Genomic DNA, 14076 nt, shown 5'->3' with positions numbered 1-14076 from the left:
TGCCCTTGCCCCAAGCCCCATGCTCTATGCTCCCTGCAAATGAACTTCATCGAAAATATACGCGAAGGTCTTCGCTCGATTGCGGGTAACCGCCTGCGTACCATCCTGACTTCGCTTATAATTGCCATTGGCATTACGTCGCTGGTTGGCATCCTAACGGCCATTGACGGTATTCAGAGTTCGGTTGACAATAGCTTTGCCGGACTGGGTGCCAATACGTTCAGTATTGTAGCCCGGCAAGATGCTTTCCGTCGCGGTGGCCGGGTGCTGAAGCAGGACGCACCCATTGATTATTTCGACGCTATACAGTTCAAACGGCGATTTCAGTACGGGGCTACCATCTCCGTTTCATCCGTTGTAACAGGATCGGCCCAGGCTAAATTCGGTTCAAAAAAAACGAACCCCAATATCCAACTTACCGGGGGCGACGATACGTATCTGACCGTGAAAGGATTCACGCTTCAGAGCGGTCGAAACCTGACCCCCAATGACTTAACGTATGCGCTCAATGTGGCTATTATTGGCAGTGAAGTAGCCAATACCCTATTCGAAGGGAAATTAAACCCACTTAACCAAGTGATTCGGGTATCCGGTACGCAGTATAAAATTGTGGGTTTGTTAGCTAAGAAAGGCGGTTTTTCGGGTGGTGGTGATGATCGTATGATTCTCATTCCTTTGAACAATGCACGCGCCCTGGCCGGAACGCAGAAACTTTCATTCGACATTACTACGTCCGTGCCAACCGTTTCTGACCAGGACGAAGCTGTCGATGAAGCGCGTGGGGTTATGCGCCAGGTGCGTCACGATCAACTTGGACAACCTGATTCCTTTGATATAGAACGTGCCGACGAACTGGCGAAGGAAACGGCTAATATCACGGGGTATCTACGCATGGGTGGCTTTGGAATTGGATTTATTACGTTACTGGGCGCTTCCATTGCGCTGCTGAACATTATGCTGGTATCTGTCACAGAGCGAACGCGGGAGATTGGTATCCGTAAATCACTCGGTGCTACACCCAAACGTATCCGCGAACAGTTTCTGATCGAGGCCATTGTCATTTGCATTCTTGGCGGTTTAGGCGGTGTACTACTGGGCTTAGGGATAGGCAATTTAATTTCGGGCGTTGTCAGTCAGGGTAACGGCGGATTTGTAGTACCCTGGGCCTGGATGGGCTTGGGCATTGTCGTCTGTGTATCGGTAGGACTCTTTGCGGGTATTTATCCAGCCGTTCGTGCGTCGAAACTGGATCCTATTGAAGCCTTGCGTTATGAGTAGATGGCATGAAAGATGGGGAATGCAGTGCCTGGATTTAGAATAAATTTCTAAATTAACCATTGTATATTGTTTATAGATCCTTACTTTTGCACCCACGTTTGACAAACGCATCTCTGGAAACAGAGACGATTCTGTCGCCGGGATGGCGGAATCGGTAGACGCGATGGTCTCAAACACCATTGTCTGCAAGGACATGCCGGTTCGAGTCCGGCTCCCGGTACAATAGGCCCTAACAAGGGCAAACAAGAGAAAGTAAAAGCCACTGATAATCAGTGGCTTTTGTGTTTTTATAGCATTCCCTTTTCCATTGTTTTCTGTTACTTATTCATTTCTTGTTACTCATTTGTTACTCATTAGTTCTTATATTAGTAACGGAAAACAAAAGCGTAACAACGGCAAATGGCGGTTAAACTCAGAAAGAAAGTACTTGCAAATGGCAAATTGAGCCTCTATCTCGACTTATACAACGGTGAGCAGCGCAAGTACGAGTTCCTTAAACTTTACCTCTATAAGCGGCCGAAAGACGATTTAGAGAAGCAACATAATAAAGCTGTTACCCAGACGGCTGAGAATATTAGGGCTAAACGAGAGCTTCAGGCAGGAGCCGAGCAAAACGGGGTCGCTCCCGCCTTAAAGCAAAAGGTCAACTTCTTCGACTATATGCAGTCGTATATTGACCGCTACACTAAAAAGGATATACGTATGATGCGTTATACCCTTAAGTACCTTCGAGAATTTGCCGCAACCGATTACCTGTCATCTAAAGAAATCACAGAGAATTTTTGTCGTGATTTCCGAATTTGGATGGATGATCATCCGAATCTCAGCGGAGAAACGCCGTATGACTTCTTTGCCAAGTTCAAAAAGGTCATTAAACAGGCCGTACGCGATGGTATATTTCTGGCGAATCCCTCTCAGGACGTTCCCAATAAAAAACCAGAGATAACTGTTAGTAAAGACATTCTCAGCGTCGAAGAGCTTCAATTACTAGCAAAAACCGACTGTGGTAACGACGAAGTGAAACGAGCCTTTCTCATCGCCTGTAATACGGGGCTACGCTACAGCGACGTAAAGAGTTTGCAATGGAAGCATTACCAAGAGGGACGACTTAGAATTATTCAGAACAAAACTCAGAAGCCGGTAATCATCAACCTCAACCTAACGGCACAGCGGCTATTAGGATCGCCTGGAAAGCCCGACGATTTTGTTTTTATACTTCCCTCCCACACCGGTATATCTAAGAGCCTAAAGGTCTGGAAAAATCGAGCAGGGCTATCCAAAACGGTCACCTTTCACGTTGCACGTCATTCGTTCGCTACGAACCTTATCATTTTTGGCGCTGATGTAAGTAGTGCTTCCTCTCTACTAGGCCATACCAGCTTTGAGCATACTCAGAAGTATGTGCGTATTGTAGAGTCCCTCAAACAAGATGCTGTTAACCGTTTACCTGAGATTGAATTATGAAGACCGTCACAGAACATATCAATGAGGCCATTATTAAGATTCAGGAGTTTAATGAAGGATTTTTAAAGGATTCAATGAAGGATCTATATACTGCTTTCGCAAAACTATCTTTTGATAAAAGTAGTACAGATGATTTATTTAGAACGGCAGAAAATGTATTTACCAGTAATGTGTATATAACTCAGAACAGTTTATCGGCTCTCTTAAAGAAGCCCATATTAATTGAAGACAGACAAGGGTCTATTGAATTTGTTGAAGCCTATCAAAAGCTCGAACGGCTTATTAACTTTAAAGAGCTCATTGCAGACTATAAAATACGCGAGGTAATTGTTGAAGATCAACAAACATTAAGAGAACTTATTGATGATCAACAAATATTAAAAGATCTCATTGAAGATCATCAAATATTCGAAGAGCTTATACAAATACTTGACAGGTATTTTAGTAATGTTGATAAAAATTTGGGCTTCTTACAATCCCTTGCTGAGGGATTACTTGTAAGAGATCCGAGTTTGGGTGTCTTAAAACTAGCTACTCGTACCTTATTCTACCTTAGAATCAAGCGTGAAAACAATAAACATATAGATTTGGAGTATGATAAACAATTCAGCTATCTAAATGAATTATCTGAAGAAAAAAGACTACAAGAAATTGATAAATTAATTTTATTTGAGAGCAACGTCGAGCAGTACCATAAAACATTATTACCATTTTTTATTAAAAACGAAAAAGCCTCTAAGGCCTCGCAACCTTCCTTAGAATCATCAAAAAAAGAGAGTATTTTTTCATACAGATGGATCAACGGCAACGAGGATGATGAGCTGTTATTACTTTACAATAAACTCATTAATCAACACATTTATCAAACAAGCATCAGCGATTTTAAAGCCGCGTTCTCTGGAGTAAAGATTGGGACATTCCAGCCAGTTAAGTGGAAAGCATTGCCAAGTGAATTACTGTATTTCGTTAGATCTCTCTCAGAAAATGGATATATTAATGCCCTAACTAAACCCATGAATTACCAAAAGATAAAGGTCTGTTTTGTACAAGCAGATGGAAGCCCATTTGACTGTGATTTTAAAAGTCTTAATCAAAGGTTAGAGGTAGATTTAAGTTACAAAAAAAAGGAACAGATTGACGCTTTGTTAAGTGAGTTTTTATAATCCTCCACTCCTCCACCTCAACCTCCACCTCCCTTTTATGTGGAGGTGTTTGCTTTCTTTTATAGCCCACCTTTGCCAACGCTAGCGGTTGTTAGCTGGGCCTTTGCAAAAGCCCATCTTTTCTTCCTGTTCACAGTTTTGAAAAATGGTATCAACTACAACAAGTGGGGCTGATTTAGGCTTACAACTTTATCAACAAGGCCAGCAATTGGCTCGTATTGAAAGACTATTGGCCGGGCAAAAAGAAACATTGACCCTGGAGGAGGCTTCTACCTACTCAGGTATTAGTAAGTCATATCTCTACAAATTGACCTCTTCCAACTCGATCCCACATTACAAACCTGAAGGAAAGACGATTTATTTTGATCGTGATGAGCTAAACGCTTGGTTGAAACGTAACCGAGTTAAAACGACAGATGAAATTGAACGGGAAGCGTCGGCTTACGTAAGTACAAAACCATTGAGGAAGAAAAGTGCTTAGTATGAGCCTTCACCAAATTACTTCAGCTATTCGAGCTTATAATGGTGAAGTGCTACTTTGCGGCCCTACATCCTTCGGGTATATCGTTCGGGCTGTTATTAGCGGAACCTCATGTCGAATTGTTACTGATGCTTCCAAAGGCTCTCTCAAAGTACTTCCTTGGGAAACGAATGTACAAACCCATATCGTCTCCGAAGCTCCAAGTTTGCAAGCCTGGCTCTATTTGCTTACCAAAACACAACAGGGGTTGAGCATTGGCTGCAAATCCTGATCACTAAACTATGGCCCGTCCTTCCCGTAATAATGCCGATTATTTCACCCACAATGCTAATTTCCGTAACGACCGACGCATTAAGGCCATTCGAGCCCGGTTTGGAGCCTCTGGATATGGCCTGGTGCTAATGCTGCTCGAAGCCTTAACAGAGGCCGACTTTATACAGCTCAGTACTGAAGAGTTGGAAATGGAACTGTTATCAGGCGACTTTGGGGTTTCTGTCACAGAAATAAACAGTTTGCTACAGCTTGCAGAAAAAATAGGGTTGTTTGCGAGGAATGAAGAAGGATTTTTGATTTGCCCCGATCTAAATAAAGCCTTAGAACCGGTGTTTGATAAGCGAGACAAGTCTCGAAAAGTCGCTCAGACGGCGCGAGAACGCCAATCTGTCACAGAAACGCCGGTTTCTGTGACAGAAACACCACAAAGTAAAGAAAAGTAAAGTAAAAGATACTAACGTATCTAAGGATAAAAGCGTCGATTTGATTGATGTAAAGCAAACCTACCGGGAAAACGTCCGACTTAAACCCGACGAGTATAATGCCTTAGTAGTAAAATATGGCAAGCCTTTCGTCGAGCGCTGTCTGGATAAGCTCTCCAGTTACAAACTGGCCAACGGAAAAGAGTACAAATCTGATTACGGAGCTATCAATAGCTGGGTCATTGATGAAGTCGCCAAAACGCATCCCCAAGCCGGATCTGCTATCAATGTAACAAAACCCCTTGCCGCCCGTCCTACCCAACTCGCTGAGATCCGATGACAAGCTTACAGGAAATCCCCAATCATCTAGTCAACGTTGACGAAGACCTCGAAGCGGCCGTATTAGGAGCCGTGTTGGCAGAGCCGAATCTAGTTTACGACTTGCTTCGGCTCTTACCCAAAGCCAACGCATTCTATATTCCCAAGCATCAACATATTCACCGGGCAGTAGCCGACATTTTTGCCGCGGCTCAGGGGGTAGATATCCATTCGGTGACGCATTACCTCCGCACACATAATCTCCTTGGCACCGTCATAACTATGTACGACCTGGTCGACATTGCCGGACGGGGTGTATCCGGTCACTTTGAGGAAAAGTGCCGAATATTATTCCAACTGGCACTACGTCGTTATCTACATACCTATGGCGGGAAACTAGCTAGAACGTGCCTGGACCCATCGGTTGATCCACTGGAGATGCTGAGCCGGGTCCAGGATGATCTTAGTCAGATTACCGCGCAACTCGCCACCTCTGAAGAAGTTGGCCCCGATCATTTTCTAACAGAAGTCTTATCCGATCTGGAAGCTCGACAACGAGGACAAGCGCCAGGTTTAACAACCGGCATACCATCACTTGATATTCGTACGGGCGGCTTTGAGAAGGGAAATTTTGTCATCTTGGCTGCCCGGCCTGCAACGGGGAAGAGTGCTTTTCTCCTGCACTGGCTGCTTCACCATACCTTGACCCTTGATCAACCAGCTGGACTATTTTCACTAGAAATGAAAGGCCGCGAAGTGATGCGTCGCGCCTTAGCCCATCAGACCGGCTTTTCCAATTTCCAGCTTCAACAGGGAAAAGGAGTCGACATGCCTTTGGTTCATGAACATTTAGGAGCCTTGGCAAAACTACCACTACACATACGCGATTCGTCAATCCAATTACCGGACTTATTAGCCACTGCTCGCGAGTGGCATCGTCGGCATGGTATTACCCTGCTAGCTGTAGACTACATTCAACTGGTGCGGGATAGTCGATTTAGTAAAGCCTACGATCGGGTCAGTGAAGTATCTAACTCACTTAAAGCATTGGCTCAGGATACAGGCATGGTTGTAGTAGGGCTATCTCAGTTAAGTCGGGAATGTGAGAAACGTGTAGGCTGGGATAAACGGCCGGTGTTAGGTGATCTTCGGGAAAGTGGTAGTCTAGAACAGGATGCCAATAATGTCTTAATGCTGTTTAGCCCCCACCGAAACGGGCTGAATTACGAAGATGGATCAGCAGCGGAAAGTACACTAGAGATTCACGCGCTCAAATTGCGGAACGGAAAAGCAACTCAATCGGGCGCCGATCCGGGTAGTAACGGTCCTTTGATTACCCAATACGATGCGCCAACTAATCGCTTTCATACAAGCTCACAAGACGACGAATCACGCGAACCGAAATTCTAAACAATACCATCGCTATGAAGAAAGGATTGATCTCACGGAAGTTCACCCAAACCTTCCCAGCAACTACCCTGTATTGGCACACCTGTAAGTTTACGGGTAAGCGCTTTGTTTCGCCGAGTCGACGAGTTACGTACTCAGCAGAGGGGATGAAGTTAAAGAAAGAACAGGACCGGCTTATCAAAGAGGCCGCTAAGCTGATATGTAAGGTTTACTTCTACCTTTGCCCCATCACTGACCAGTGGTTCACTACCCGCATTGCCGGCTCAAGGTTCTCCCCTGCCTCTAAAGCAATCACCTATCAGTCGACAATAGACTATGCCAGAGAACACCGGAAGAACCCAGAGGTGAGGGAACGTGAACGGATCAGAAGTCAAGCCCGTAAGGACTACCGTAAGCAGTGGCACCAACGTAGGGCAGCGGCTAAGGGGAACGTATAGAGGTGAGCGGTAGAGGATAGTCAATGAATGATAGTTACAAAGGGCTATCAGTAATCTAGATTCGACATCATGTCGAACCCCAGGGGGGGTAAAATCTTCAAAAGAACGCGACTGCTAAACCGTAAGAGTACCCAAAAAATATCCGTGTCAAATTACAGGCAAGGGAGTATTTGCTGCACCGTTACTGTTGCCGAAAAAGATTCCCGTCAAAATTCACACGCGTGAACAAGTGGTTACATTGCGTTTAGTGGCAATAGGGTCTTATTTTGGCGTTAATTCCCTATCAATTAATTGACATTTTTGGCATAAAAACGCGCGATGTCACCGCTTTTTCGAGGAAAAGTAGGTATCTCAAATACAGAATTAGCTGCACCGTAAACCCTGCCAGAAGAAATCCCCGCCAAAATAGCATATGGGGGGGGTGTACCGTTAAGTACAGGGTATCAATCAACTTTTCTGAACGAAAATAGGAACCGCCCGATACTATGTGCCATTTATGGGTGTAAAGAGATTAACCGCCTGACAGCTGCTTTCACCTACTCTAATACTGAACCGTAAACATTGCCGAAAGAAATCCCGGTCATAATATCCTCGAAATTACCCTTGTTCTATATTGACCGTTTCGGTTACATCTATCCGTAAAGGATTGACCTCTGCACAAGAGACAGATTTGAATTAATGCTGATAATCAGCACTTCAACCCCCTCCCGACTTTTGACGAAATGCGTTTAAATTTAAGTTAACGGTTCATTTAGGCGAAAGGCATGGAGATCTATGTGCCGTTACCTTTGATTTTTACCCAAAATGGTAAAAACCTACCTTGCTACTCGACATCCGGTCGAGTTAAAAACTTGCTTGCCCAAAATGGCAAGCAAACAGCATATACGTTGCTACTCGACATCCAGTCGAAAACCCTTTCCCCAATTTTGAGGAAAAAGAAGTGAAGCGCCTATACCTTACGCTTTTCCGGATCGGGCTCTGTGAGTCGGACCTTGTAGGTATCCCAGACCCATAGCCGAATGCTCCTAAAGTATTCTGTTATGACCGTCGTATCAAAATCAGATAACGTTGATCAAAAACAATATCTCTTCCATCACCACTTCTTCCATAAGCATTAGAAACTATTTGCTTTCATTGAATATCATTTGATCGAATTGTTTGTTCTATATTTGTTACATATTTGTAATAGGGACGTTACAATATAAACGCCCGCCAGGGACGGTGGGCAGAAAAATGGATTATACTTTAGCGATTAATCATCGAAGCGAACCTTGTGCTCAAAACAAGCTCACCATTGATTATGGGCGGGGGATGATAAAGGGCACATTTAGTATATACACATTCGAGGACAATGGATTTATCGTGCACTATATACCATCCTTGAATTTGTCTGCATACGGAGATACTGAACAAGAAGCCAGCGAAATGCTTAAAGATGCCATTTTGCCTGATTTCTGCCAAAAGCTATTTGCCGCATCCAGGCCAAAATCATTTGAACATCTTAGTAAACTAGGCTGGTCAGCAGTAAGCCGAGAATCGGACAAGTTTGAAAATACGGCTTATGTTGATAGGAATGGCGTATTAAGGAATTTTGACTTACCGGAAGATACCCCTATTGAAGAACAATTGCTGACTGTCTAAATGGGGCAAAATCGACCGATCAAAAAGAGTTGCTGGCTGAAATTCCTAAAAGCACATAAGTGTTTCTACGTTGATACTAACCGGCACGAAAAATGGGAATGCCCTGATTGCTTTCAATCAATTATCTTTCGTGCCCCCAAAAAGGAAATTCCCTTTTCCCATATTTCTACCAACCTTGAAACAATGGGTAAATCGAAGGACTACTTCTGGGATTGGATTGCAAAAAATTGTTAATCAAAAAAGCCGCTAATTCTTTAGCGGCTTTTTTAGTGTTATTTCACTCTAATAAGTCTTGTATTCAGTATACAAGTTCGTTAATATATAATCTATCATTTATATAATTGATAAAATGATTAAGGGGTGTTTCATCATATGAAATCTCAGCATACCCCCCCCTGTAATTTTGCCACGATACGTGTGCAACTGGCTAACGGTTTAGCAAAAGCCGATCTTCCAGACAATAAACCCGCCCCCTCCCCAATGCCTATAGGTAGATTGTTTAATCGGGCATCGACGCTCATAAATGCGATTTAAGACGTTTTCCTGCCTTTGCCCTAACGGGGATGAGCATCTTTATAAATTTCTAAGCTGTAAGGCTATTTGATGGGCTATTTGCCTTCTTACTTATAATTCGATAAGTAAACTTTTCTAAGAATCTCTCTTTTGAATTGCCTGAAGTGCAGCAGTTGGCAATGATTCAAATAAATCATCTATGTGTTTAGGCTGACTGATCATAGCATCAGCAATAAGATTTATTAGGTTCAACAGGTTTAGTGCTGTTTGAGGATCATCCTTTATGTTGATTTCGCCAGGATGTACTGCATTGTTTCCAATAACCCTTACAACGTCAAGCGCCTTCTGTATTTTGGGATTAAGACCTTTCTTAACCAACGCTGCTATGTCATCATTGATGTTTTTGCCCTTTTCGCCAAGTTGTATACAAAGCTTTTGAAGGCACAACCTTAGAATAGCCGTAGCCCCCCTTGGTGATAAATGTAAAATGTTTCTCGCCTCTATATAATCGCTTTGTATATCCTCATCCAGATCTTGATTTGGGTCAGGTAGATTACCCTCTACAATCGCTGGGTAAACCAATTTACGAGTCCACTCCAACCATAAGCCTATTTTCTTGCAACTAAAGCAGAGATTTGCTATGTAACCTTTCACCTCTACTGAGTCGTCATCTTCAGACAGTTCAAGATAAACTTTACTCCATTGCTGATTTGCTAACGCACCACAGTGTGGACAGTTGAAAGATGGTTCATGGAGAGAAGGTAATTTATATTTGCTCATATCTGAATTGACTTTATTTGATGTTTAAAGACAACATTAGCACTTTACTACCATTGCCCTATACTTTGTATTGAATTGTAGTGTAGTTTTATACAACAATAACAACTTGTATATGGCAACCTCCAAGCTTCCCCGGTCGATTCGGTTTGAATCCGATACCGATGATAAACTAACTGAACTAATGAAAACCTTTGATGAAAGTGCCGTTCGAGTGCTTCATAGGGCTGTTGAATACCTGTACGAGAATCAGGAAGCTGCCATTGATGCAGAGACGCAAAAAAGGAAAAGTCGTATACAGAAGAATGAGCAATAAATCTTTACTACATTTCATGTTACAAATCTTGTTTTGTAGTAGAATGTAGTTAACTTCGCTTACTAATCAGGAATAATAAAAGAGGCTACACAGTACCGGTGAGGTTGCCTAGCTGAACTATTACCTTACGTAAAACAGTAAACCCCTTCGCTTTGAGTTTCTGAGGCCTGGAGCGGAGGGGTCAATATTAACACTTTAACGTCTATCAAAATGTCAACGGGACAAAATTACTCGGGGAAAGGGGATCATGCAACCCAGCCCAACGAAAACGGCTCAAATCTTGGGTCAATGGCAGGAAATACCGTGTCAACGGCGGCTAACCCTTCCAGACGCCTGTCTGAAGGGGACAGTCAATTGAACTTATCCCTTGGCCTCTATCACTCCGAACGTGATTTATCCGAGGTCACCTCCCTGTATTGGGTGTTGGAGGATGCTATTCATGAAGCAATTTGTAAAGTAGGGAATGAATCGACCGAAGAGGACGAACGCGCCGTACTGCATGATGATATTGGCCGGTATCAGGACATTCAAAACAAACTATTTGGTCAACTTCATAAGTCAGCGACTCACTTACTGAAGAAACTGGAACAGGCTTCTACTGGCCAGAACGCAGCTGATCAAGCGCTGCAAATCAAAGCAGGTCATCAGGAACGTAAAATCGCCGAGCTTGAAAAGGAACTTGCCCTTTATCGGCAGATTATTACCAAGACGATGAATCTCGACCTGAAAGGAGGTGAGGCCTTATGAGCAATTTCCAATATCCCGCGCTAAGCCAGTCTGCCGAACTGTGGAAACCCTTGGCAGAATTCGAAGGTCGCTACGAAGTATCCAATACCGGTAAGATCCGGAGTGTTGCGACTGGAAACCTCATCCGACCGCATAGGGCAAAGAATGGCTACAACTGCATTACCCTTAGGGCGATTGGTAGTACACAATCCAGCCTTATTCGGGTCGAACAGGCCGTTGTAGAGGCTTTTTTACCCAATTATGAGAAATCTACAGGTCAAAAGAGCGCGACTGAAAACCAGCCTGAAAAGCTAGTGATAGCCCCGGTCAGATTGATTAGTAAGAAACATAAGTTCACCCGGGCACGAATGCCTATAACGGTGCAGTTTCGTCTTAGAGAGGTGCCTGTACGGCTCCGAGTTTGTGAGAATGATCGATATCTGACGGTACGTATAAACGTTGACGGTGAACGAGACGCCGGATTTACGGCTCGGGAACGAGTATTTCACCCACAAACTAAAAATGTAACCTTCAACCAAATGATAGTAGTCGATAAAACTCGTTGGAATCAGACCACATGTCAGATGAAGGGGAAGGATGGTCCGACACTAGAGACTAATCGTATTATTCGTCGAATCGAGTCAGATTTGAAGGATATTCAGGAAACTCAGTTTAATCGACATAAAAGAGGAGAATCGCCAGCGCCCACGGTGGATAGTATCAAGTTTGAGTATCAGTACGGAGAACCACCAGTCGCTGCTGGCAATGATTTTGCCTATCCAGCCTCATATATGGCTAGAAAGGGAAGAGTTCGTACTGGCCGTCAGACAATAGTCGAATTGCAAGGCGAAATGGTCACCGGCAACTCTTCGTTAATTGAGGTAATGAGTGCCTCCCTAAGCCAATACAAAAAGAAATTCGAGGCTGGTACAATCGCACGGGCTACTTATGAACGGCGAAAGTTTGCCCTCGATTATCTGACAATCTATCCGCCCGCTGCAGGACTTCGCGCAAAGAGCATTACCCCTTTTTGGTTGGATCGGTTTCATGCCTGGTTACTTCAACAGCCTAGCGGGCCACCCAATAAAAAGCGATTCAATTTGAGAATGTCAGTAGGTACCGCTACCAATCACTGTTCCTGTGTGATCGAAGCCTTAGACTGGCTACGTAGTCAATACCTCATCATTGTCAATCCCGTTGCCGAGGTTGAATTAGCGCGTAATCCAACCAAGGAGGTTTACTTTCTAGAGCCTCAACACATTGATCGACTTTTTGCCATCAATCCGGAGCCCCGCTATAAAAACAGTCTGTGGTGGTTCAAGCTGATCTGTCTGACCGGTATGGATCTACCTGATGCCGTACGGTACGCCTACAACCGGGAGCGTTACGAAGCCCGTACCCTAGCTGGAAAGCTGAAAATTGTCATCCGTCGGGATAAGCCGCCTAAAAACGAATGTAATATACCCGTCTTACCTCGTCTTGTTGAGTTATGGGCTGAGGTGAATGGCAAACCCCCTCGTTTAGTAACTGGCCCTACCCTACGTAATCATCTGAAAGTAATTCAGAAGCTAATCGGCTTTGATAAGCCACTCACCCCGAAGATCGGCCGGAAAACAGCCGGAATGATTTTTCTGGAAAAGTATAGCATCAAAGCCGTTTCGGGCATATTGGGTCATAGCAGTATCAACACAACGGAGCGACATTACGTTAAGATCAGAGGAAGTTACATTGACCAGGAAATGGACTTGATAGGCTAGGTATGTCTCAACCCAAAGCTCCCGTTTGGGCAACTTGTCAGAACGGGAGCTTTTTACCTTACACTGATGAATGAGCTAATCAAAAGTGCCGATCAGGCCAGCATCAAAACCTACTTTGAAACGGTACTTCAGCTGGCCAGGCAAGGCAGTGAATTCCCGATTGATCTGGACGAGGTTTGGCCTCTGGTCTATGCCGACAAAACCAAGGCCGTTCGGGCCATGCGTCGGAATTTCATCGAATCGGTAGACTATCAATCGCTCTCCAGATCGGGAGCGCAAAAAGCGGGCCGGGGTGGACAGAATGAAATCCGCTATCAGCTATCACTTTCCTGTTTTGAATTCTTCATTGCCCGCAAAGTTCGGGAGGTATTCGAGGTATACCGGCACATATTTCACCAGGTCGCTGCACAATCCGAGGAACTTACTCAATCCCGGATACTTGACTATGAAGATCGAATTTCAAGGCTGGAGAGGTCGCTGAATGGTTTACTAGAACGTGAGCAGCATCACCTTGAATTACCTCCGCAGGTGCCTGCCCGACCACAGGCTATTGATACCCTACGTAGCCAGGTTGTTCAGCTACTCCAGCAATCGGCTGAATCCAAGAATATAGCCTATTACAAGGCCTGGAATCAGTTATATGATCAACTGCATGTGGTATACGGCTTCAACGTAAGGATGCAACGGAAAACGGAATATGAAAACCTGTTGGACGTAGCCGAACGGCACGGTCAGCTAGAAAGGCTCTATGCTATATTGAGAAACGAACAAAGCCGCAAACTTTAATTCTTTTCTATATATTTATATAAAACATCACTTATATAAATATATATTTAATCCTTATCTTTAATCAAATGTAATCCTCAAAAACAATGCTCTTTATTGAGAAAAAATCACAGGTTCAGACCTTTCTTATTGAAGCCATATGCCCCCGCTGCGGTGTAGGTCAACTGAGAAAAAAACTAGGGTCCGTCTTTACCCTTAATGAGGACGGTGACGGTTCAGAGGGCGGCATAAGGCACGAATGTACACGGCATTTATGCGGTTATGAAGCCGTCTTACCCGGTAGGGAGCCCTATCCCCGCACCGTTACCGAATAC

General features: G+C 44.1%; 14 protein-coding genes and 1 tRNA gene. 14 read left to right on the top strand and 1 reads right to left on the bottom strand.

All coding sequences use genetic code 11. The features are described from left to right. Positions 1-39: 39 nt before the first annotated feature. The 10 genes from ACYVEA_RS27125 (at position 40) to ACYVEA_RS27080 (ending at position 8887) form a co-directional block, all read left to right on the top strand. Complete coding sequence (locus ACYVEA_RS27125) at positions 40-1278, top strand: ABC transporter permease (RefSeq protein WP_461116564.1); 1239 nt, start codon at positions 40-42, stop codon at positions 1276-1278. Positions 1279-1414: 136 nt separating this feature from the next. Further along, a tRNA-Leu gene (locus tag ACYVEA_RS27120) sits at positions 1415-1498 on the top strand. Between the two features lie 179 nt (positions 1499-1677). Beyond that, positions 1678-2742 carry a site-specific integrase gene (locus ACYVEA_RS27115; protein ID WP_461116563.1) on the top strand — a complete coding sequence of 355 codons (1065 nt, stop codon included), beginning with the start codon at positions 1678-1680 and terminating at the stop codon, positions 2740-2742. Continuing rightward, positions 2739-3905, top strand: coding sequence for a hypothetical protein (locus ACYVEA_RS27110; RefSeq protein ID WP_461116562.1), 1167 nt, complete (start codon positions 2739-2741; stop codon positions 3903-3905). The genes ACYVEA_RS27115 and ACYVEA_RS27110 overlap by 4 nt, the downstream gene beginning before the upstream one ends. A gap of 145 nt (positions 3906-4050) precedes the next feature. Beyond that, positions 4051-4386: a helix-turn-helix domain-containing protein gene (locus tag ACYVEA_RS27105; protein ID WP_461116561.1), complete on the top strand. Its 336-nt coding sequence runs from the start codon at positions 4051-4053 to the stop codon at positions 4384-4386. A 281-nt stretch (positions 4387-4667) separates the two neighbouring features. Then, entirely contained in the window at positions 4668-5102 is a 435-nt protein-coding gene (locus ACYVEA_RS27100; protein ID WP_461116560.1) for a DUF4373 domain-containing protein, read from the top strand. Positions 5103-5142: 40 nt separating this feature from the next. Then, positions 5143-5421 (top strand): hypothetical protein, encoded by a 279-nt coding sequence (locus tag ACYVEA_RS27095; RefSeq protein ID WP_461116559.1) that lies wholly within the window; start codon positions 5143-5145, stop codon positions 5419-5421. Next, positions 5418-6809 carry a replicative DNA helicase gene (locus ACYVEA_RS27090; RefSeq protein WP_461116558.1) on the top strand — a complete coding sequence of 464 codons (1392 nt, stop codon included), beginning with the start codon at positions 5418-5420 and terminating at the stop codon, positions 6807-6809. The genes ACYVEA_RS27095 and ACYVEA_RS27090 overlap by 4 nt, the downstream gene beginning before the upstream one ends. Before the next feature lie 14 nt (positions 6810-6823). Next, positions 6824-7246: a hypothetical protein gene (locus ACYVEA_RS27085; protein WP_461116557.1), complete on the top strand. Its 423-nt coding sequence runs from the start codon at positions 6824-6826 to the stop codon at positions 7244-7246. Between the two features lie 1233 nt (positions 7247-8479). Continuing rightward, a complete protein-coding gene (locus tag ACYVEA_RS27080; RefSeq protein WP_461116556.1) occupies positions 8480-8887 on the top strand; it encodes a type II toxin-antitoxin system HicB family antitoxin in 408 nt (135 codons plus the stop codon). A 648-nt stretch (positions 8888-9535) separates the two neighbouring features. Here the strand turns inward: ACYVEA_RS27080 and ACYVEA_RS27075 are convergent. Beyond that, a complete protein-coding gene (locus tag ACYVEA_RS27075) occupies positions 9536-10180 on the bottom strand; it encodes a DUF4145 domain-containing protein (RefSeq protein WP_461116555.1) in 645 nt (214 codons plus the stop codon). A gap of 112 nt (positions 10181-10292) precedes the next feature. On the opposite strand from ACYVEA_RS27075, the gene ACYVEA_RS27070 reads away from it, so the two are divergent. The 4 genes from ACYVEA_RS27070 (at position 10293) to ACYVEA_RS27055 (ending at position 13762) form a co-directional block, all read left to right on the top strand. Continuing rightward, a complete protein-coding gene (locus ACYVEA_RS27070; RefSeq protein ID WP_461116554.1) occupies positions 10293-10493 on the top strand; it encodes a hypothetical protein in 201 nt (66 codons plus the stop codon). 210 nt (positions 10494-10703) lie between these two features. Beyond that, on the top strand, positions 10704-11240 hold the full coding sequence (locus ACYVEA_RS27065; protein ID WP_461116553.1) for a hypothetical protein: 537 nt from the start codon (positions 10704-10706) through the stop codon (positions 11238-11240). Continuing rightward, positions 11237-12976, top strand: coding sequence for an NUMOD4 domain-containing protein (locus ACYVEA_RS27060; protein ID WP_461116552.1), 1740 nt, complete (start codon positions 11237-11239; stop codon positions 12974-12976). Before ACYVEA_RS27065 ends, ACYVEA_RS27060 begins: the two co-directional genes overlap by 4 nt. Before the next feature lie 66 nt (positions 12977-13042). Continuing rightward, on the top strand, positions 13043-13762 hold the full coding sequence (locus tag ACYVEA_RS27055; protein WP_461116551.1) for a hypothetical protein: 720 nt from the start codon (positions 13043-13045) through the stop codon (positions 13760-13762). Positions 13763-14076: the final 314 nt, after the last annotated feature.

The sequence above is a fragment of the Spirosoma jeollabukense genome, from assembly GCF_054777855.1.
Note: the sequence above shows the minus strand (reverse complement) of the source record. Positions and strands in the feature narration are given on the sequence as shown.